A 20,110-nucleotide genomic window follows, 5' to 3' on the forward strand; every position below is an offset into this window, starting at 1 on the left:
TTGCTGTTCAGGAATGATTTTTCGATAGCCTATCTCCCTCCCGGCGAATCCTGATTTATAGTAGCGCGCCATAATTCGAGGACCGCATCGCATGTCGGAAAAGCCAGTCGAATCGTTGAGCGAAAGCGAAGCCGCGGATGAGCTGAAGCGGCTGGCAGCCGAGATCGCCGAGCACGACCGGCGCTACCATGCCGAGGACGCGCCGACGATCACCGATGCCGAATATGATGCCATGCGGCGGCGCAACCTTGCCCTTGAGGAGCATTTTCCCGGCCTGGTGCGCGAAGACTCGCCATCGCTGCGGGTTGGGGCTGCGCCCGCCGAAGGCTTTGCCAAGGTGCGCCACGCCGTGCCGATGCTGAGCTTGGCCAAGGCTTACACCGACGAGGACGTCGCCGATTTCATCGAGCGCGGCCGGCGCTTCTTCGATCGCGACAAGGATCTCGACATCGCTTTCACCGCCGAGCCGAAGATCGACGGGCTGTCGGCCTCGCTGCGCTACGAGAACGGCGTGTTCGTGCAGGGCGCGACGCGCGGCGACGGTGCCGTGGGCGAAGACATCACGGCAAACCTGAAGACCATCGCCGACATCCCGAAAATGCTGAAGAGCTCAGGTTGGCCCGAGACAATAGAGATCCGTGGCGAGGTCTATATGACCTATGCCGAATTCGAGGCGCTGAAGCAGCGTTCGGCGGCGGTCGGTGGCCAGGACTATGTCAATCCGCGCAACACGGCGGCAGGGTCTCTGCGCCAGAAGGACCCGTCCGTTACCGCCAGCCGCAATCTGAAGTTCTTCGCCTATGCGTGGGGGTACACGACGGCGGATCCTGCCCCAACCCAATTTGAGTCGGTGCAGAAATTCGCCGAGTGGGGGTTCAAGATCAGCCCGCTGATGGTGCGGGCAAAGTCGGTCGATGAACTCATCGCGCAGTATCATCATATCGAGGAACTGCGCTCGTCTCTCGGCTATGACATCGACGGCGTCGTCTACAAGGTCGATCAGCTCGAGTTGCAGCGCCGCTGGGGTTTTGTCACCGGCGAGCCGCGCTGGGCGGTGGCGCACAAATTCCCGGCCGAACAAGCGATGACCACGGTCGAGAAGATCGACATCCAGGTCGGCCGCACCGGCACGCTGGCGCCGGTGGCGCGGCTGGCGCCGGTGACGGTCGGCGGCGTGGTGGTCGAGAACGTCACGCTGCACAATGAGGACTATATCAAGGGCTTCGACAGCAACGGCCAGCCGATCCGCGACGGCATCGACGTGCGCATCGGCGACACCGTCGTCATCCAGCGGGCTGGCGACGTCATCCCGCAGATCGTCAGCGTCGTCGTCGACAAGCGGCCGGCCGATGCCGTGCCTTACGAGTTCCCGCATACCTGTCCGGTCTGCGGCTCGCCGGCGACGCGCGAGGTCAACGAGAAGACCGGCAAGGAGGATTCGCGCCGCCGCTGTACCGGCGAGCTGATCTGCGCCGCGCAGGCGGTCGAGAGACTGCGCCACTTCGTGTCGCGCGGCGCGCTCGATATCGAGGGGCTAGGCGCCGAGAACATCGACCTGTTCTTCAATTCGGGGCTGGTGAAGACCGCCGCCGACATTTTTACGCTGAAGGACCGCCGGCCGGCCGTCACCAAGGCATTGGCCGAGCGACGCGAAGAACAGGCCAAACTGCGCGAGGCGGCATCCGGCAAGACGCGCAAGAATGTGCGCGGCGTCGAGGATCGCAACTATGAAGGCCTCGACAAATTGTTCGCCGCCATCGATGCGCGCCGCGAGCCGGAGCTCGACCGCTTCATCTTCGCGCTCGGCATCCGCCATATCGGCGAAACGACGGCAGCGGTGCTTGCCCGCACCTTCTCGACCATCGAGGAGCTGATCCGGGTCGGCAAGGAGACGGCAAATGCGGAGGATCCGCACAGCGTCTTCCCGTCGATCAACGGCATCGGTGACACGGTGATCGACGCGCTGCGCGATTTCTTCGGCAATGAGCGCAATGACGACGTGCTCGACAAGCTGCTCGAACAGGTCAAGCCGAAGCCCTATATCGTCACCGTTTCGGCCGACAGCGAGGTCGCTGGCAAGACCATCGTCTTCACCGGCACGCTGGAAAAGATGACACGGTCCGAAGCCAAGGCGATGGCCGAACGCCTGGGCGCCAAGGTGGCCGGCTCGGTGTCGGCGAAGACCGATCTCTTGGTGGCCGGGCCGGGCGCCGGCTCCAAACTGAAGCAAGCCAATGAACTCGGCGTCGAAGTCATCGACGAGGACACCTGGCTGCAGCGGGTCGGCAAAGCGTGATGGCCGGCGCGTTCAAAGGCTTCGGCCAAAAAGCCATTCCGTTCTTCAAGGCGCTCGACTTTCACCAGAGCCGCGAATGGTTCCAGGAGAATCGCGACCTCTTTGACAGCGAGTTGCACGAACCATTCTGCGATCTGGTCGAGACGCTCAGCGAACGTTTTGAAAAAGCCAAGCTCGGTCTGCGCGGCGACCGCAAGAGATCGCTCTTCCGCATCAATCGCGACGTGCGCTTCGCCAAGGACAAACGGCCCTATAACCGGCATCTGTCGGCGATCCTGTCGCCGGACGGCACCAAGATGTCGCAAGGCGTGTTCTACGTGCATATCGGGCTGGAGCGCTGTTTTGCCGGCGTCGCCTGGTGGCAGCCGGCGCCGGAATTGCTGCAGGCGATGCGCAAGGCGATCGTGACGAAGCCGGCTGCCTTCCGCGGCATGGTCTCATCGCTCAAGAAGGCGGGCCTGGAGCTTGACGCGGAAGACCGCCTGAAGCGCGCGCCGCGCGGCTTCGAGGATGTCGGCGAAGACGATCTCGCCCAGGCAGTGCGCAATCGGCATTTTGTCGTCAGCCTCGACATCGATCCGGCGACGATCCACTCGCCAGCGCTGGTCGACGACCTGGTCGATTTCACCTTGCGGGCCAAGCCGCTGCTCGACTGGGGCAGGGCGATCCAGGGTACGGCTGTGGCGGCTTAACTTCGGCCTCGTCGCTCAGACAAAACCAGCAGTCACTTACATCCGCATCAGCAGGCCGCCGTCGACGGCGAGCTCGATGCCGGTGATGTAGCTTGCGGCATCGGAGAGCAGGAACAGCGCGGCATTGGCCATGTCCTGCGGCGTGCCGATGCGGCCAAGCGGTGCATAGTTGGCGACGGCGGCGCGCTTCTCCTCGGTGTCCCAGCGTGCCTGCAGCGGCGTCAGCGCCATGCCGGGGCAGATGGAGTTGGACCGGATGCGGTCGCCGGCAAGCTGCATGGCAAGCGATTTGGACAGCGCGCAGACGCCTGCTTTCGAGGCCTGGTAGGCATCCTGCGGGGTCGGATCGCCGCGATACCATTGGATGGTGGAGAAATGCACCATGGCGCCGCCGCGCCCGCCCGCACGCATATGAGGAACGACCGCGCGGGCCGTGTGCACGAAAGACTTCAGATTGATGTTGAAGACCTGGTCCCAGACATCGAGATCCATCTCCAGCGCCGACTTGTCACGGCCGAACCAGAGCACGCCGGCGACATTGGCGAGATAGTCGATGCCGCCACGCTCACGGCCCGCAGCATTGATGGTCTGTTCGACAAAGGCGGCGTCGGTCAGGTCGCCCTGAGCGAAGGTGAGCCGGTCGTCATAGGCGGCGAGCGATGCCGGACGCGGCTTGATATCGATGGCCGTGACGGAGGCGCCGGCATCGAGCAACGCCAGCGCGATCGCCTCGCCCATGCCGCCGCCGGCCCCGGTGACGACCGCATGGCGGCCGGTGAAATCATAGACGATCATTCGCTATCCCCTGTTGTTCCCGATCTTGGCATCAGGCGCGATCGCACGACAATAGGGTCGGTTGGAAAATCCATCATCGGGAAAGATCGTTTGGCGGCGTGCAGGCGCGCAACGTTTTACCGATTATGGCTGGCCATTGCGCGGGTGGCGGGTTCCATCAGTTCCGCTGATGGTCGGCTCAAGCGAATTCGTGTGACATTGAAGGCGACGCTCCCTAAGTCAGACCGCTCAAGGAGCGGCGGATGGTGGCGGAAGCAATCTCTGAAGGCGGCGCCAAGAGCGATTTCTGGGACGGCGTGCGGCTGTCGATGCCTGTGGTCGTCGCCTCGGCGCCGTTCGCGGTGCTGTTCGGCGCCTTAGCCGTCGACAACGGGTTTTCCGTGCTCGAAGCGTTCCTGATGAGCGCCACGATCTATGGCGGCGCCAGCCAGATGGTCGGCATCGAACTGTTCGGCCAGCATGTCGCGCCGTGGCTGATTGTGCTGTCGATCTTCGCGGTGAATTTCCGCCATGTGCTCTACTCGGCAGGTATCGGCCGGCGTATCGCGCATTGGCCGATTATCCAGCAGACGATCGGCTATTTTGTGCTCACCGATCCGCAATATGCCATCGCCGAGGCGAGGGCCGAATCCGGCCGTCCCGTCGGCTTCGTCTGGTATATGGGGCTCGGCCTGCCGGTCTATCTGTTCTGGGTGATCGAGAGCGCGCTGGGCGCGGTGTTCGGCAAGATGATCCCCGACACGCATGCGCTGGGCATCGATTTCCTGCTGCCGATCTACTTCCTCGGCCTGGTGCTCGGCTTCCGCAAGCGGCCGCTGTGGGCGCCCGTCGTCGCCGCCAGCGCAATTGCCTCGATCATCGCCTACAGGACGGTCGGCTCGCCCTGGCATGTCTCGATCGGCGCGATTGCCGGCATTCTTCTGGCGGTGATCCTGCCGCCGCATCACAGCGGTGTGGGCAAGCGGCCATGAGCACGACCTTCTGGATCATTCTCGCCGGCGCCGTCGCCACTTATCTCACCCGCGTCGGCGGCCATCTTGTCATTTCGCGTTTCGAGAACATCCATCCGCGCGTCGAGGCGGGGCTGAACGCGGTGCCCGCCGCCGTGCTGACGACGCTGGTGGCGCCGGAGCTGCTGCACGCCGGACCTGCGGAATGGGCAGCGCTCGCCGTCACCGCGCTGGTGTCGCTGCGCGGTGGGCTGATGGCGATGTTTTTGACCGGTGCTGCCGTGCTGATTATCGCGCGACAGTTCGTCGGATAATCAGATCTTGGCGTCGTGCGGCAGCGGCGCGGTGGCTTTCTCCAGCCAGGCCAGCGTCTCGCCATCGACCATCGGACCGATCTCGGCCAGCACCCAGGCGTGATACTGGTCGAGCCACTGCAGCTCGTCGCGGTTCAACAGCTCGGTGCGGATCAGACGTTTGTCGATCGGCGCCAGCGTCAGCGTCTCGAAAGCATGCATGGCGATGTCGCCGCCGTCGACCGGCTCGGCTGATGTGACCAGGATCAGGTTCTCGATGCGGATGCCATAGGAGCCTTCCTTGTAGTAGCCAGGCTCGTTGGACAGCATCATGCCGGCAAGCAGCTTTTCGGTGCCGGTGCGCGCGATCCGTTGCGGCCCTTCATGCACGGCCAGGTAGGAGCCGACGCCGTGGCCGGTGCCATGGGCGAAGTCGCAGCCATGCTTCCACAATGCCATGCGGGCGACGGCGTCGATCTCCGAGCCGCGCGTGCCAGCGGGGAAGCGCAGCATCGAGATGCCGATCATGCCTTTCAGCACCAGCGTGAAGCGCTCGCGCATCTCTTCGGTCGGCTGGCCGATCGGCACGGTGCGAGTGATGTCGGTGGTGCCGTCCTGGTATTGCGCGCCGGAATCGAGCAGGAACAGCTCGCCGGCCTGCAGCTTGCGGCTGGTGGCGCGCGAGACGCGGTAGTGCATGATGGCGCCGTTCGGGCCGGCGCCGGAAATTGTGTCGAAGGAAACGTCGCGCAGCGGCATTTGCGTTTCCTCGCCGGTTTGCCGGCGGGTTTCCTCGAGCCTTGTGACAACCGCGATCTCGTCGAGAGAGCCGGGCTTCTGGCGGTCGAGCCAGCAAAGCAGCTTGGCGACCGCCGCGCCGTCGCGGCGATGCGCGGCACGGCTGCCGGCGATCTCGGCGTGGTTCTTGGTGGCGCGGGGAATACGCGCCGGATCGGCCGCCAGCACGACTTTGCCGCCATTGTCCTCGACCAGCATCCGGAGCTTCTCGGCCGCCAGCACCGGATCGAGCGCGATTTTGGCGCCACCCTTGGCGAGGTCGACGATCGCCGTCTCGAACTCGCCTGGATCATGCAAGTCGGCGAGTTGCGTGAGATAGGCTGCCACCTGACGCGGGAACTTGCGCTGGTCCATGAACAGCTGGTGGTTGCCGTCGGCGGCGAGGATGGCAAAGCCGAGCGCCAGCGGCGTGTGCGGGACGTCGCCGCCACGGATGTTGAAGGCCCAGGCGATGGAGGAGGGGTCGGTCAGCACCGCGTGGGTCGCGCCGTCCTTGTCGATCGCGCCGGCCAGCCGCCTGAGCTTGTCCTTGGCGAGCTCGCCGGCAAAGGCGATCGGGTGCAGCTCGACCGGCGCGCGCGGCGGCTCAGGCTGGTCCTTCCAGATGACGTCGATCGGGTTCCTGTCGAGCGGCACCAGCGTCGCGCCGGATAGCTCGGCGGACGCCTTCAGCGCCGTGACCTCGCCAATCGTGTGCAGCCACGGATCGAAGCCGAGCCGCGCGCCTTTGCCGAGATTGTCCTTGATCCAGTTTGCCGGCGGATTGTCGACGAGGCTCTCGACAGTGAAGATCGACAGATCGACTTCACCGCGCACCTGCAGCGTGTAGCGGCCGTCGACGAAGATGAAGGCGCGGTCGCGGAGCACGATAGCAACGCCGGCCGAGCCGGAAAAGCCGGTCAGCCATTTCAGCCGCGCCGAGCGGTCGGCGACATATTCGCCCTGGTGTTCGTCCGCGCGGGGAACAATGAAGCCATCGAGCTTGTTCTCGGCCAGCCACTGCCGCAGCAGCGCAACGCGCGGCTTGCCGACAGTTGGATCGCCGGCGGAATCAAAGGTCTGGAACATTTTGGCCTCCCTCTCGCGCCACCGCGCCTTGACCGTAGCCGATGGCCTCGAAAATCGGAATCGATTTCCCGTCGCGTCGCCGCGAGGCAAGGTGCAATGGGCTTGGACGGTTTACAACATTCCGGCGTTTGGTCCAGCCGCCAGCGGGGGCCGGCCTCAGCGCTTCAGGTGGATCGTCACCCAGCCTTCGCGATGCAGCGTGCGGACGTGGCGGAAGCTCTGGCCGACATAGGCCGAGATCACCGCGTCGCGCTGGCGGTCGAGGATGCCGGAGAGCACCAGCGAGCCGCCAAGCTGGATGTGCCTGGCCATCTGCGGCGCCAGCCGCATCAGCGGCCGCGCCAGGATGTTGGCGACGATGAGGTCAAAAGGCGCACGCTTGCTGAAGATCGGGTTGTGGAAGCCGGGCGCCGTTACCGTCTCGACCAGCGCCTTGACATGGTTGAGACGGGCATTGGCGGCGGCGACGCGAACCGCGACCGGATCGATGTCGGTCGCCAACACCGGGATATGCGCCAGCTTTGCCAGTGCGATCGCCAGCACGGCGCTGCCGGTGCCGAGGTCGAGCGCGTTGCGCGGCCGTTCGCGCAGCACCACCTGCTCCAGCACTTCGAGGCAGCCGGCCGTGGTGCCGTGATGTCCAGTGCCGAAGGCAAGGCCGGCCTCGATCTCGATGGCGAGATCACCGCTGTGGCGCTTGGCCCGGTCATGCGATCCGTGGACGAAGAAACGGCCGGCGCGCACCGGCTTCAGCCCTTCCAGCGAGCGCGCCACCCAGTCGACGTCCGGCAGCACTTCCCGCTCGATCGGCTTTGGCAGACCAAGATGGGTCAGTACCTCCTTGATGCGTACTTCGACGGCATCGACGTCGCCGTCGGCATAGATCGACACTTCGTGGATGTCTTTTTCCTCGTCGAGCTCCAGCACAGCGATCGGCAGGCCGTCATCCTCGAAGGCCTGATCGAGCGCGGCGAAAATACGGTCGGCCTCGATCTTCCCAGCGGTGAAATGGAGCCGGGTTTGCGCCATCAAGTTTGTCCGCCGCTAGCCAAGCGCTTCAACTTGGCAATGGCGGTGTCGGCATTCTCGCCATAGGCGATGGTGCCGGCGAAATCACCGTGTGCATTGAGGAGCAGCACCGACGCGGTGTGGTCCATCGTGTAGTCGCCGTCGCCGGTGTCGACCTTCTTCCAGTAGATACCGAAAGCCTTGGCCATGGCGTGCACTTTGTCAGGGTCGCCGGTGATGCCGGTGATGCGGTCGGAGAAATTGCTGACATAGGTGTTCATCGTCTCCGGCGTGTCGCGCTCCGGATCGACGGTGACGAAATAGGCGTTGAGGTTCTTGCCGCTGTCGCCCATCGTCTTCAACCAGCCGGCCAATTCGAACAATGTCGTCGGACAGACTTCCGGGCAATGCGTGAAGCCGAAGAAGACGATGCTTGGGTGACCCTTGAACGCGGCTTCGGTGATCGGCGCGCCTTTCTGGTCGACCAGCGTGAACGGCGCGCCGAAAGGCTCGCCGCCATAGTGGCCGCGATACCAGTCGAAGGTGAGCCAGCCGATGCCCGCCGCCATCAGGACGAGAATGCCGACCAGGATTGAACGCATCATCAGGGGTGTCCGTCGTGACTGTTATGGCTCGCCGGATTGGGGCAGGCCGAGTTTGGGCGATAGTCTTAGCCGTTGGGCGTGCGGCACGCAAAGATGTCGCGTTGCCGCAACCGGTCAGGCATCGTCGTCGATCGGCTTGCAAATGCCATGGTCCTGTCCCACCTGAGACCGGCAAACGCGAACCGAGGAGGCTTCCTTGCGAAAACTGATCGGCTTATTCGCCGCATGTCTTGCGCTCAGCACCGGCGCTGCAGTGGCTGACGAGGTCGGCAAGGTCGGCGTCGACTGGGTCGGCAACGACATCATGATCGACGCGATCAAGGATCCGAAAGTGGACGGCGTCACCTGCCATGTCGCCTATTTCGACCGCAGCCTCATCGACCGGCTGCACAAGGGCAATTGGTTCGAGGACCCGTCCGATTCCTCGATCTCCTGCCGCCAGACCGGGCCGATCACCATTAGCGACATCGACATGAGCGAAGGCGGCGAGGAAGTGTTCAAGCAGGGCCTCAGCCTGATCTGGAAGAAGCAGGTGGTGAACCGCATCTACGACAAGAAGAACGAGACGCTGATCTACCTGTCGCATTCGCGCCAGGTGCAGAACGGCTCGGCGAAGATGTCGGTGACCACCGTGCCGCTCTATGGCCAGAACGTGGTCTGGACGAAGGGCAAGCCGCAATAGGCTCTGGTGGCAGCCGACAAGCGATTGGCCTCGGCTTGCGGGACCGCCCCGGCTTGCGGGACCAATCGCCGGGGCGTAAAGCCGCTCGATGGACCGCTCCGAAAACCTCGTCCTGAAAGATCCTGAGCCGCGCATCCATCCGACCGCGGAGCTGAAGGCATGCAAGCTCGGCCGCTATGCCGCGATCGGCGAGCGGGTGATCCTGCGCGAGGTGAGCGTCGGCGACTTCTCCTATTTCGAACGCCACTGCGAGGCGATCTATACGACGATCGGCAAGTTCTGCTCGATCGCCGCCAACAGCCGCATCAATGCGCTTGAACACCCGATCGAGCGGCTGACCCAGCACAAGGTCAGCTACAGGCCGAACGAGTATTTCCGCTGGCTGGGCGTCGACGCGGATTTTCGCGAACGGCGGCGGGCCAAGGCGGTGAGCATCGGCCACGATGTCTGGATCGGCCATGGCGCGGTGATCATGCCCGGTGTTGCTATCGGCAACGGCGCCGTCATCGGCGCCAATGCGGTGGTCACGCATGACGTGGCGCCGTACACGATCGTTGCCGGGGTCCCGGCCAAACCCGTGCGTGAACGGTTCCCCGCCGCGGTCGCGGCGCGCATCGAGGCGCTTGCCTGGTGGGACTGGGCGCCCGAGAAATTGGCCAGGGCAATCCCCGACATGCAGGCGATGCCGATCGAGGCCTTCCTCGATCGCTGGGAAAACAGCGCCCTCTGATAGGCGCAACTGCCGAGCAATTTGGAGGAGCGGTGTCGAGGCACGGTACGGGGCTTTTCGATACTCGTGCCGCGCCCTCGAAATTTTAGTGCCCCTTCCGCCATGCGGGGGTGGCGCAGCGGAAGGGGCTGGAGGTAAACCGCCGTGAAGCGGAAGGAACAGGCTTTTGGCCTGCATCGGCACTATGGCAACAAACGGATAAGGCGGTTTTTCAAGCGTCTGCGCCTTTGGCGTGTATCCGATTGTGGTTGCGTGCAAGCGCAAAAACGGGGTGGTCTGGAACCGGAAGCGGCGACTGCTTGTTTCTAGGCATCGCCCGCGTTTTGCGGGGTGTCTCATGGACTTTGCATGATCGAAAAGCTTTTCACGCGGATTGCCAACTCGGTCGCCCATCTGGCGGGGCTGCCTGCGACTTTCGCTATCTGCGTGCTGGTCGTGGTTGTATGGGCGGCCAGCGGGCCATTTTTCGGTTTCTCGGACACCTGGCAGTTGGTCATCAACACCGGCACCACCATCATCACCTTCCTGATGGTGTTCCTGATCCAGAACACGCAGAACCGCGACGGCGCGGCGGTCCAGGCCAAGCTCGACGAACTGATCAGGGTCAGCCGCGCCCACAATCATTTCATCGGCATCGAACACCTTACGGAATCCGAGGTCGAGGAGATTCGCGCCAAGTGCGAGGCGGCGGCAAAGCGGCACGACCGCAAGATCGCCGAGACGGCGGCCAACGAGGCCGTCGCGCAAAAGCGCAAACCGAAGAAGCAGACGGCCGCTTGAACCGTCGTCAGCGGTTCATGAAGGCGGCGAACGCGTCTTTGTGGTCCGGATGCCAGCGCGACAAAGCAGGGCGGTTCTCGATGATGTCGCCGATCGCCCAGGCCATGCGTTTTTCGTCCATCGGCCGCGCGACGTCGTTGTCTGGGCAAAGGATGTAGAAATCGTCGTCCATCAGCGATGCCAGCATGAAGTCGATAACCTGCTCGCCCGTCCAGGCGCCGGCAGGTTTTTCGGTCGCCCCTTCGGTCAGACCGGTATAAGTGAAGCCGGGGATCAGCAAATGCGCGGAAACCGTCGCTCCCGGTTCGTTGCGCAACGCATGCGCCAGGCCTTCGGTGAACGTCTTCACGCCGGCCTTGGAGACGTTGTAGGCGAGATTGCCGGGCGGCGTGGTGATGCCCTGCTTGGAGCCGGTGTTGATGATCAGGCCAGGCCTGCCCGCGGCCAGCATGCGCGGCGCGAAGGCCTCGACGCCATGCACGACGCCCCAGAAATTGATATCCAGCAGCCGCTTCCAGGCGTCACGGTTCTCCCAGGGCTTGCCTGGATTGTTGCCGACGCCGGCATTGTTCATCAGCACCGAGACCGGGCCGAAGGCGCCGTGCGCAAGTTCCGCCAGCCGGTCGACGTCGTCGGCCTTGGACACGTCGGTGGGGATCGGCAGGACGGCATCGTCGCCGGCAATCGCCGCGACCGCCAGTCTTGCCTCGTCGAGGCGCACGCCGCCGATATCGGCCAGCACGGTCTTCATGCCCATGGAAGCGAACTTCTTGGCCGCGGCAAGGCCGATGCCGCTGGCGCCGCCGGTGATGACGGCGACATTGCCGGAAGCGAAAGCGGGCAGGGCGGTCTGGATTTCGGCGTCGCTGGTCATGGTCTTTGTCCTTGTTCGGGTCGGGCCGAACTTAACGCCGGTTGAGATCGAGGCAAGCCCGACTGCGCGCCATGGTTGACCGCGAGAGCGGCAACTGGTTGACCGCGAGAGCGGCAACTGGTTGACCGCGAGAGCGGCAACTGGTTGACCGCGAGAGCGGCAACGGGTTGACCGCCTAAGCGCCCATGGGTTGACCGCGACAGCCGGGGCCGCGCATGTTGCCGGGAAACGGAGGTTCGCCGATTGGCCGACTGGATCGACATCCTGAAAGAGCAGACCGCCGCCGGCGACCAGATGGGGCGCGACGTGCCGCAAATGCTTGCCAATCCCGATATCAGCGAGGCTCAGGTCAAGACGCTGTTCGCGGCGTTGGAAAAACAGGCCGACTTCGCCGAAAAGCTGCGCCTGGCGCTGGAGAAGTTCGGCCATGACTTCCCCATCATCAAGGCTGCCGAGCAGCTGGAGGAGCGTTATGCCGATCTTGCCGCCTCGGTGGCCGAGAAGTTGAAGGCGATGCGCAAATAGCGGCAGCCTGCTACTTTTCGATCTCCCGTGAGAAACGCGTGTCCGGCACAAACCAGACCGCAGCCACCAGTACGAAGATCGCGACGCCGATCCATTGGTTGATGAAGGCAAGCGGGACGGCGCAGATGTAGAGCGCCACTGATATCTTGCCTTTGCGGTCATTGCCGAGCGCCTTAGCGAAGGCGGTGTCGTTGCCGTGCAAATGGTGCAGCTTGGTGACGAGAAAGGTGTAGGCAACCGCGCACAACACCAGGTCGACGCCATAGACGGCGACAGGGACCGGCGCGAAATGATTCTCGCCCATGAAGGCCGTCGTCGCCGGAATCAACGACAGCCAGAACAGAAGGTTGAGATTTGCCCAAAGTACTCGGCCGTCGACCCGCTGCACGGTGTGGAACATATTGTGCAGATTGTTCCAGTAGATGCCGACATTGATGAAGGACAAGACATAGCTGAAGAAGATCGGCCACAACGGCGCCAGCGCGGAAAGATCCTCGCCATGCGGCACCTTCAGCTCCAGCACCATGATGGTGATGATGATGGCGACGACGCCATCGGTAAACGCCTCGACCCTGCCTTTGCCCATGATTCCTCCGCTTCGCTCTCGATAGACGTTACGAGAGGACGAAGCGCCTGACCATCCTGCCAGAATTGTCAGGAGCGCGTTCGGCAAGCGGAACAGTGGTCATTACATGGGCGTTGGGCTTGCAACGCTGGAGGTGATGATGACCAGCTACGCTCAAATCCTGACGCGTGACAATGAACTTGGCGGTGGCGCCGCGATGACTGCCGTCGCCGCGATGATCGCAGCGCTTTTCGCAGGCAGCACGGCGCTGACGCCGCTCTATGTGATCTACAAGCAGGCCTTCGGCTTCTCGCAGATCACGTTGACGCTGGTCTACGCCGTTTATGTGATCGGCAATCTGGCGGCGTTGCTGTTTTTCGGCCGGTTGTCGGATGTCGTCGGCCGCCGTCCGGCGGCACTCGCCGCGATGGCGATCGCCGTGGTCAGCGCGCTGTTTTTCTTCTTTGCTGAAAACCTCGCCTGGCTCGACGTTGCCCGCATTCTCAGCGGCCTTGGCATCGGTGTCGGCGCCGGGGCCGGCACTGCCTGGCTCGCCGAACTGATTGAAGGCAAGGACAAGTCGCGCGCCGCTGTCATCGCCACCAGCACCAACTTCATCGGCCTCGGGGGCGGCGCGCTCATGTCGGGGCTGCTCGCCCAATATGCGCCCTGGCCGCTCAAGCTGACATTTGCCGTCTATCTCGTCCTGCTTGCGCTGGTCACCGCGCTGATCTGGCGCACGCAGGAGACGGTCTCCAGCCCTGGACAGTTCTCCGACGTCTCGCTGCGGCCCCGGCTTTCGGTGCCCGACGAGATCCGCGTACAATTCGTCGCGCCGGCGGTGACCGGTTTTGGCGCCATGGCGCTGGTCGGTTTTTATGCGGCGCTGGCGCCGAGCATTTTGGCGCAGCAGCTCCACGCGACCAATCACGCCGAAGCCGGCGGGCTGTTCTTCGAACTGTCGATCGTCGCGGCGATCACCATTGTCGGCACGACTTGGCTGTCCAGCCGCTCCACCATGCTTGCCGCGCTGGCGCTGATGATCCCGGCCGTGGCGCTGGTCGTGGCAGCACAGATCTACGCCTCGATGGCGTTGATGATCGTCGCGACGGCAGTCTGCGGCGTGGGAGCCGCGCTCGGCTATCGCGGCGGCCTGCAAGTGGTGAACCAGATCGCGCCGCCGGATCGCCGCGCCGAAGTGGTGTCAGCCTTCTTCATCTGCTGCTTCTGTGGCAATGCGCTGCCGGTGATCGGCATCGGCGTGCTTTCGAGCTGGGCGAGTGCAACCATCGCCAGCCTCGCGTTTGCTGGCATGATCACGCTTTTCTCGCTGGTGGCGCTGGGCTTCGGCGCCAAATACGCGCGATAAATTCAACCGTTCGGCGTGTCAGTCGAGATCCGCGTCAGCCCGCTCGATCAGGCCGTCGGCATTGAGGACGATCTTCAGAGTGCCGGTCTCGTGACCGAAATCGCCGGTGAAATCGAGATGCACATCCGCATGGTGGTCATCAGTCGTTTCGATGGCCAGCAGATTGCTGAACGTATGGTAGCCCACGAAAAATCGCTCGAGGTAAAGTCGAACGCCGTCGCTGCCGACGAACGTGTCTCCAACCGAAACGTCGTCGATAACCGCATCGGGCGCGAACAGGCTGAGCGCGCCATCGACATCGCCGGCGTTGGTCGTTTCGATGAACTTCTTGATCAATTCCTGCATGGGGCTGCCTCGTAAACTGGCTGGCTTCAGGGCTGTTGGTGCTTTCACCAGCCGTCTTCCAGAGATTTGATAAAAGGTCACACAGGCCCGAGATGGTCTGCAAATCCGTCGAATCTGGCAACGCCTGATATTTCAGCCGTTCGGCGTCTCGGTTGCGATATGCGCGCGCTGGCGCGGCACGCCGAGGCCCGTGTCGGGCGGCTCGCCGGCGGCCGGCCTGTCCTCGATCCTGTGCATGGTCCGCCAGTGGCCAAAGCGGTAATAGGCGATGGCCAATATCAGCGAGGCGATCGAGCCCGCCGGGAAACTCCACCACAGCGCCTCCTGGCCGAGCACGCCGCGCATGGAATAGGCAAAGCCGGTGCGGATGAACAGCACCGAGATGATCAGGATGATCAGCGGCGGCATGACGGCGCCGGTGGCGCGCACCGTGGCGAAGAGCACGATGGTGATGCCGAACAGGATGAACGACCACGACGCCACCTTGTTGATGTGGGCGGCAATGTCGATCGCGGTGCTGTCATTGCTCAAGAAAAGGCTGAGCACGGCGCGATCGAAGATGAAAAGCAGCGCCACCAATGCGCCGGTCAGCACCATGTTGAAGCCGACGCCGGATGCCGCGACCTTGCCGATGCGGTCCCAGCGGCCGGCGCCGACATTCTGCGCCGCCATCGAGGAGACCGCGGCGCCGATGGCAAGCGCCGGCATCTGGATATAGGTCCATAGCTGCGCCGCTATGCCATAGGCGGCGGCGACCTGCGAGCCATAGGAATTGACGATGCCCATAACGGTGAGCGCCGCGGCCGAGATGACGATCATCTGCAGCCCCATCGGGATGCCCTTGAAGACGATGATCCTGAGCAGCGCCGGATCGGGCCGGAGCAAAGCCAGGTCGGCGCCGGCCAGCCGCAGTGGGTGTTTGCGCACATAGAGCACGATCAGGATGGCGATCACGCTCACCGTCTGGCCTACAAGCGTCGAGGTCGCCGAGCCGGCGATGCCGAGCTCGGGGAAGGGGCCGATGCCGCGGATCAGCAGCGGGTTCAAGACGACGTCGAGAACCACCGCCAGCGCCATGAAGACGAAAGGCGTGCGTGAATCGCCGGCGCCGCGCAGCACGGTCATGACGAAGGACAACAGGTTCATCATCGGCACGGCGACGAAGATGATGCGCAGGTAGCTGCGCGCCAGCGGCAAGGCGTCGGCCGGCGTGCCAAGGCCGGTGAGGATGGCATCGACCCAGATCCAGCCGCAGACGGCGAACACGACCGAGATGAGGAAGAAGAAGGTGGCGCTGGTGCCGACGATGCGCTTGGCCTCCGGCAGGTCGCGGGCGCCGACCGACTGCGCGACCAGGATCGTCGCGGCCATGCCGATGCCGAACACGGTGCCGAGGATCAGGAACAGCACCAGATTGGCGTTGGACGTCGCCGTCAGCGCCGCCTCGCCGAGGAAGCGGCCGACCCAGACGGCGTTGATCGAGCCGTTGAGCGACTGCAGCACGTTGGAGCCGAGCACCGGCAGCGCGAACAAAAGCAGCGTGCGCGGGATCGGACCGCTGGTCAGGTCGCCGACGCGTTGGCGGCTGGGCTTTTTGTCATCCATGTGAGGTACCGAAAATGAATCAGGCCCGCGATGCTATCGCAGGCCTGATGCACATGCACGCCTTTGTGGCCGAGCCAGATGGGCAGGTATCTGGCTCTACGCCGCCTTACTGCGTGTTGTTGGCGAGGCCGGGCAGGGTGACCTGGAAGACGAGGAAGGTGGTGTCGACATCGGCGCCATCGTCGGCCTTGTAGGGCGCGCAGACCTGGAAACCATCCTGGGTCAGGAAGTCATTGTCGTTGGCGACGAACAGGAAATAGTCGTCGGGCAGCTTCGGATCGAGCACCGAAGCCAGCGACATCGCCTCCCACTTTTCCGAGAGGTTGTTCTTGTCGTTCGGCGCGCCATTGTGCATGCCGAAGCGGCTGAGCTCAGCTTTGTCGTTGATGTCGATAAAAGGCGTCAGCTTGGCCGTCGTCACCGACGGATCGACCACGCCTTTCGGCGCGACCGGCTTGTCGGCGGCGTCAAACGGGCCGTTGGCGATATCGGTGGCGTCGGAGAGATCGACAATGTTGATCTTGCGATAGACCGACTCGGCGCCCTTCAGGCCCTGGCCGTTGCCACTGTCGCGCGCCAGCATCAGGAAGCGGGTGTCGGAGAGCGCCACGATTTCGCTCTGCGCGGCCACCTTGGTCTTGCCCTTGGCGTCCTTGAACACCGGCAGCGGCACGACATATTCATGGGCCAGCTTGAGGTGGGCGAGGTCGGAAGCATCATAGACCAGCGCGCGGGTGTTCTGGCGCGTCGAGCCGGAATCGCCGCCATCCTGGCGGGTCGCCGACTGCAGCACGGCGATCAGGAACTTGCCGTCCGGCGTCATCGACATGCCTTCGAGGCCCTGGTTGTTCTGGCGGCCGGTCTCGGGATCCTTCGGATCCGGCTCGGCGGCGCCGGGGCCGGGATTGTCGGAAGCGAAGTTCGGCTTGCCGTGGCGCATCGGCACCAGGGCCGCCGGCGGCTGGGTGGCCGACATCAGATGGCCGTCGGCCGAGAAGCGGTAGATGTTGGGGCCATATTCGTCGGAGATGAACATGGTGCCGTCGGGCAGGCGCACGATCGCCTCATTGTCCAGCGCCAGCTTGCCGTTGTCGGCCTGCGGCAGGATCGGCATGTCGCCGGCGGCCGGGCGCACGCCGTTCAGCGGATCGAGGCCGGTGGCGTCAGCGCCCTTGTCGTCGGTCAACAGCATGGTGTCGGCAAGCGTCGCCTTGACGCCCGACTGTTCTTTGCCCGTTGCCGGCGCGGAACCTGGCGCCACCGGGGCAAGCTCGATCGAAATGCTGTTGAGGCGCGGGCGGTAGTCGGTGGTGCCGGCGACGTTGTAGCCGCGATCCGGCAACAGCCAGAGCGAGCCCTTGTAGGCGTTGCCGTCGCGCGCCCAGCCCTTGGTGTCGACCGCCATGCCCGAGCCGGAACCGAAGGTTTCGCCGAACTTGTCCTTCTGGCTTGCCGGGATGCGGCCGATGCCGACCAGACCCTTGTTGACATAGGCAACGCCGTCGGCAAGGGCCGGCGTCATGGCGGTGAACAGCGCAAGCGCCGCGCCGAATGCGACGGTCCGGTTGAGATGCTTCATGGATATCCCCTCGTGGCAAAACATGTCGGAGCGGGCGTCGCATCAGGATGCCGCACCCCTTCCGCCAAGCGGTTTAGGACGCGAACATGATGGCTGCGTGACAGGTGCGGCTCTGCCCGCCCACCTCCGGTTAAGGGCCGTTCCTCCTTCGCCTAGCCTACGCCAGCGATGGGCTAATCTGGGCTCACCTCTCGGTCGATCTTATCTCATTTGTCTGCGCCTACCGAAATTTGCTTGCAATACGAAAGCAAAAGAGAAATTCTACCTTTCCTAAACTTCGAGTTTTCTCAGGGTGCCCAATGATCAGACCCATTGATTGTGTAAAAGTAATTATGTCAAACCCTTCAGATATGAATCCATACCGAGAAAAGATATCTGAGGTTATATCTGATTATAATAGAATATTTGGCTATGAGAACGATATTCATTTTGAAGTTGTCCATTGGGGTCAAAACGTCGTTGGCCAGGTTTCTGACGATGGTCAATTGGCCGTCAACGATCAGATGCTGGCCGATTACGATTTATTGATAGCTGTCGTCGGCGGCCGTCTCGGTTCTGAGACTCCTCGCGCCAGATCAGGTACCGAGGAAGAGGTAAATCACGCAATACAAAAGAAGGATTCCATCTTTCAAAATAGGCATGTTCAGGTATTGTTTAAAAAACATGTATCGATTGACACAAGTAATTTCGACCCTCTGCAGCTCGATAAGGTAAAGAAGTTCCGTGCTGATATTCAAAGTAAGGCGTTAACAATTGATTTTGATGAAATCAAGGAATTGGAAGATAAAGTAAGGCGTTTCTTAGAGAGTGCTCGCGCAAGCGTCAAGCGGTGGAAATTGAATACCGTAGAAAGCCATTCGCATTCTCCCATACCAAATGAAGATAGCTTAAAACAAAATAACGTAGAGGCAACATATAATGAAAGCGGAGTTCTAGACGAAACCGAAGAAACCACGAAGGGGCTTGAATCTCTTAGAGGATTGACGAGTGCATATTCAGAAATATTAAAACAGCTAACACCGGAGATTAATTCCGCAGTTGAAAGAAACACAGATCCCAGTGATGTGTCTAATACCAAGGCTATGTTTGACGAAATCGGAAATATTCTAGAAGCCTACACGCAACGCCTCTCTCCGATAGTCGACGGAATATTTAATACGCAGAAGTCTGTTTTGGATCATTTTGACAATGTTCTTATTTTGAGTGACACGGTATCAGATGATGAGAAAGCAATTCTTCGATCATCGATTAGTGGAATCCTTTTGGTTATGAAGGAATTCGGATCGGCTCTCGACCTTTCCTATTCAAATCTCCAAAAACTTCCTCCATTGACAACTAAATTTAATGTCGGACGCAGGAAGTTTTTGAAAATAGGCGAAATATTATCTAATGCGGTAAAGTTAATGATCAACAGTTTCTCTGAATATGAGGAGTATCTACAGAGTTGACATATTATTCCTATGCTCAATCGCTCTCTCTGGCGATCAGCTCCAGCGGCCAGACTTCGCGGATGATGCGCGGGCCTTCCGGGCCGGCAAAGGCGGGAAGCCCGGCGAGCAGCATTTCGGCCAGCCGCCGGCCCATCGGCTCCAGCGCCGGGCGAAAGGCGGTCAGCGCCGGCGAGAAATAGCGGCAGAGCGGTGTGTCGACGATGACGGTCACCGCGATGTCGTGGCCGGGTCGGATGCCCATCTCGGCCAGCGCCTTGCAGCCACCAAGCGCCATGGCGTCGTTGTTGAAGATAATGGCGGTCGGCCGGTCTTTTGCGAGCATCACGCGCGGCGTCACCTGATAGCCGCCGGCCTCGTTGATGAAGGCGTCGGCGATCAGCGCCGGATCGACCTCGATGCCGTGCCGCTTGAGGGCCTTGCGATAACCGTCGAGGAACAGATAGCCGAAATTGAGATCAAGCGAAGGGCGGATGGCGGCGATGCGGCGATGGCCGCGCGCGACCAACCTGTCGACGGCATCGGCGCCGGCCTTTTCGAAATCGAGATCGAGCGAGGGATAGGCCTTGCCGCCGGTGCGGCTGCGGCCGAGCGTGGCGAAGGGGAAGCCGGCCTCGAGCAGATAGTCGATGCGCTCGTCCTGGCGCCGCGTCCAGGCCAGCACCACGGCGTCGGCGCGGCGGGTCTCGACGACGCGGCGCAGGCGCTCCTGCTGGTAGTCGCCGGGCGCGCCCATCACCACGGTCAGGTCGAGCCCGCTTTCGGCCAGCCTGCCCTGCAGGCCGATCAGGAACGGGATGAAGAACGGCTCGCCATATTGCTGGTCGCCCGGATGCGGCTGCAGCATGAAGGCGATCGAATGGGTGGCGCCTTGCCTGAGGCTGCGTCCGGACTGGTTGGGCGAATAGTTGAGCTGCTTGGCGGCGTCGAGCACGCGCTGGCGGGTGTCCGCATTGACGTCGGCGCGCCCGTTCAGCGCCCGCGACACGGTGCCGATCGAAATGTTCAGGTGACGCGCAAGGTCGTGGATGCTGGACGCCAAAGAATAGTCTCCCCCTGCCTTGGCCGGAGCAATTCCAGGAAAAGTGCGAAGCGGTTTTCCG

20 protein-coding genes are annotated in these 20,110 nt (G+C 62.6%); 10 read left to right on the plus strand and 10 right to left on the minus strand.

Annotated features, from left to right (window positions below):
• Window positions 1–91 precede the first annotated feature (91 nt).
• Together ligA and ACVDG8_RS31485 are read left to right on the plus strand one after the other, a co-directional pair.
• Window positions 92–2,296 carry an NAD-dependent DNA ligase LigA gene (ligA, locus tag ACVDG8_RS31480; protein ID WP_447251949.1) on the plus strand — a complete coding sequence of 735 codons (2,205 nt, stop codon included), beginning with the start codon at window positions 92–94 and terminating at the stop codon, window positions 2,294–2,296.
• The gene (locus ACVDG8_RS31485) at window positions 2,296–2,988 is read left to right on the plus strand and encodes a DUF2461 domain-containing protein (protein WP_447251950.1); all 693 of its coding nucleotides are present in this window, start codon (window positions 2,296–2,298) and stop codon (window positions 2,986–2,988) included. The genes ligA and ACVDG8_RS31485 overlap by 1 nt, the downstream gene beginning before the upstream one ends.
• Before the next feature lie 36 nt (window positions 2,989–3,024).
• Here ACVDG8_RS31485 and ACVDG8_RS31490 read toward each other — a convergent pair whose 3' ends face one another.
• Window positions 3,025–3,783 (minus strand): SDR family NAD(P)-dependent oxidoreductase, encoded by a 759-nt coding sequence (locus ACVDG8_RS31490; protein WP_447251951.1) that lies wholly within the window; start codon window positions 3,781–3,783, stop codon window positions 3,025–3,027.
• A 242-nt stretch (window positions 3,784–4,025) separates the two neighbouring features.
• Between ACVDG8_RS31490 and ACVDG8_RS31495 the strand changes: the two genes are divergently transcribed.
• Together ACVDG8_RS31495 and ACVDG8_RS31500 are read left to right on the plus strand one after the other, a co-directional pair.
• Window positions 4,026–4,754, plus strand: a complete 729-nt coding sequence (locus ACVDG8_RS31495; protein WP_447251952.1) for an AzlC family ABC transporter permease — start codon at window positions 4,026–4,028, stop codon at window positions 4,752–4,754.
• On the plus strand, window positions 4,751–5,047 hold the full coding sequence (locus tag ACVDG8_RS31500; RefSeq protein WP_447251953.1) for an AzlD family protein: 297 nt from the start codon (window positions 4,751–4,753) through the stop codon (window positions 5,045–5,047). The genes ACVDG8_RS31495 and ACVDG8_RS31500 overlap by 4 nt, the downstream gene beginning before the upstream one ends.
• Here ACVDG8_RS31500 and ACVDG8_RS31505 read toward each other — a convergent pair whose 3' ends face one another.
• The 3 genes from ACVDG8_RS31505 to ACVDG8_RS31515 all read right to left on the minus strand — a co-directional run bounded on the left by ACVDG8_RS31505 (window position 5,048) and on the right by ACVDG8_RS31515 (window position 8,505).
• Window positions 5,048–6,892 (minus strand): aminopeptidase P family protein, encoded by a 1,845-nt coding sequence (locus tag ACVDG8_RS31505; protein WP_447251954.1) that lies wholly within the window; start codon window positions 6,890–6,892, stop codon window positions 5,048–5,050.
• A gap of 156 nt (window positions 6,893–7,048) precedes the next feature.
• The gene (locus tag ACVDG8_RS31510) at window positions 7,049–7,921 is read right to left on the minus strand and encodes a 50S ribosomal protein L11 methyltransferase (protein WP_447251955.1); all 873 of its coding nucleotides are present in this window, start codon (window positions 7,919–7,921) and stop codon (window positions 7,049–7,051) included.
• Window positions 7,921–8,505 (minus strand): SCO family protein, encoded by a 585-nt coding sequence (locus ACVDG8_RS31515; RefSeq protein ID WP_447251956.1) that lies wholly within the window; start codon window positions 8,503–8,505, stop codon window positions 7,921–7,923. Before ACVDG8_RS31515 ends, ACVDG8_RS31510 begins: the two co-directional genes overlap by 1 nt.
• A 196-nt stretch (window positions 8,506–8,701) precedes the next feature.
• On the opposite strand from ACVDG8_RS31515, the gene ACVDG8_RS31520 reads away from it, so the two are divergent.
• The 3 genes from ACVDG8_RS31520 (at window position 8,702) to ACVDG8_RS31530 (ending at window position 10,697) form a co-directional block, all read left to right on the plus strand.
• Window positions 8,702–9,187 carry a CreA family protein gene (locus tag ACVDG8_RS31520; RefSeq protein ID WP_447251957.1) on the plus strand — a complete coding sequence of 162 codons (486 nt, stop codon included), beginning with the start codon at window positions 8,702–8,704 and terminating at the stop codon, window positions 9,185–9,187.
• Window positions 9,188–9,275: 88 nt separating this feature from the next.
• Window positions 9,276–9,917, plus strand: coding sequence for a transferase hexapeptide repeat family protein (locus ACVDG8_RS31525; RefSeq protein ID WP_447251958.1), 642 nt, complete (start codon window positions 9,276–9,278; stop codon window positions 9,915–9,917).
• 348 nt (window positions 9,918–10,265) lie between these two features.
• The gene (locus ACVDG8_RS31530) at window positions 10,266–10,697 is read left to right on the plus strand and encodes a low affinity iron permease family protein (RefSeq protein ID WP_447251959.1); all 432 of its coding nucleotides are present in this window, start codon (window positions 10,266–10,268) and stop codon (window positions 10,695–10,697) included.
• 7 nt (window positions 10,698–10,704) lie between these two features.
• Here the strand turns inward: ACVDG8_RS31530 and ACVDG8_RS31535 are convergent, their stop codons facing one another.
• On the minus strand, window positions 10,705–11,571 hold the full coding sequence (locus tag ACVDG8_RS31535) for an SDR family NAD(P)-dependent oxidoreductase (protein WP_447251960.1): 867 nt from the start codon (window positions 11,569–11,571) through the stop codon (window positions 10,705–10,707).
• 243 nt (window positions 11,572–11,814) lie between these two features.
• Here ACVDG8_RS31535 and ACVDG8_RS31540 point away from each other — a divergent pair, with 243 nt between their 5' ends.
• A complete protein-coding gene (locus tag ACVDG8_RS31540) occupies window positions 11,815–12,096 on the plus strand; it encodes a hypothetical protein (RefSeq protein WP_447251961.1) in 282 nt (93 codons plus the stop codon).
• Between the two features lie 10 nt (window positions 12,097–12,106).
• Here the strand turns inward: ACVDG8_RS31540 and ACVDG8_RS31545 are convergent, their stop codons facing one another.
• Window positions 12,107–12,682, minus strand: a complete 576-nt coding sequence (locus tag ACVDG8_RS31545) for a TMEM175 family protein (protein WP_447251962.1) — start codon at window positions 12,680–12,682, stop codon at window positions 12,107–12,109.
• A 139-nt stretch (window positions 12,683–12,821) separates the two neighbouring features.
• On the opposite strand from ACVDG8_RS31545, the gene ACVDG8_RS31550 reads away from it, so the two are divergent.
• On the plus strand, window positions 12,822–14,030 hold the full coding sequence (locus tag ACVDG8_RS31550; protein ID WP_447251963.1) for an MFS transporter: 1,209 nt from the start codon (window positions 12,822–12,824) through the stop codon (window positions 14,028–14,030).
• 18 nt (window positions 14,031–14,048) lie between these two features.
• On the opposite strand, the gene ACVDG8_RS31555 is transcribed toward ACVDG8_RS31550, so the two are convergent.
• From ACVDG8_RS31555 to ACVDG8_RS31565, 3 genes are all read right to left on the minus strand, one after another.
• Window positions 14,049–14,375: a nuclear transport factor 2 family protein gene (locus ACVDG8_RS31555; protein WP_447251964.1), complete on the minus strand. Its 327-nt coding sequence runs from the start codon at window positions 14,373–14,375 to the stop codon at window positions 14,049–14,051.
• A 132-nt stretch (window positions 14,376–14,507) separates the two neighbouring features.
• Window positions 14,508–15,980, minus strand: a complete 1,473-nt coding sequence (locus tag ACVDG8_RS31560; protein ID WP_447251965.1) for an MATE family efflux transporter — start codon at window positions 15,978–15,980, stop codon at window positions 14,508–14,510.
• A 106-nt stretch (window positions 15,981–16,086) separates the two neighbouring features.
• The gene (locus ACVDG8_RS31565; protein WP_447257148.1) at window positions 16,087–17,502 is read right to left on the minus strand and encodes an esterase-like activity of phytase family protein; all 1,416 of its coding nucleotides are present in this window, start codon (window positions 17,500–17,502) and stop codon (window positions 16,087–16,089) included.
• Between the two features lie 356 nt (window positions 17,503–17,858).
• Here ACVDG8_RS31565 and ACVDG8_RS31570 point away from each other — a divergent pair, with 356 nt between their 5' ends.
• Window positions 17,859–19,007, plus strand: a complete 1,149-nt coding sequence (locus ACVDG8_RS31570) for a hypothetical protein (protein WP_447251966.1) — start codon at window positions 17,859–17,861, stop codon at window positions 19,005–19,007.
• A gap of 16 nt (window positions 19,008–19,023) precedes the next feature.
• On the opposite strand, the gene ACVDG8_RS31575 is transcribed toward ACVDG8_RS31570, so the two are convergent.
• Window positions 19,024–20,049 carry a LacI family DNA-binding transcriptional regulator gene (locus ACVDG8_RS31575; RefSeq protein ID WP_447251967.1) on the minus strand — a complete coding sequence of 342 codons (1,026 nt, stop codon included), beginning with the start codon at window positions 20,047–20,049 and terminating at the stop codon, window positions 19,024–19,026.
• Window positions 20,050–20,110 lie beyond the last annotated feature (61 nt).

This window comes from Mesorhizobium sp. ORM8.1 (genome assembly GCF_053005525.2).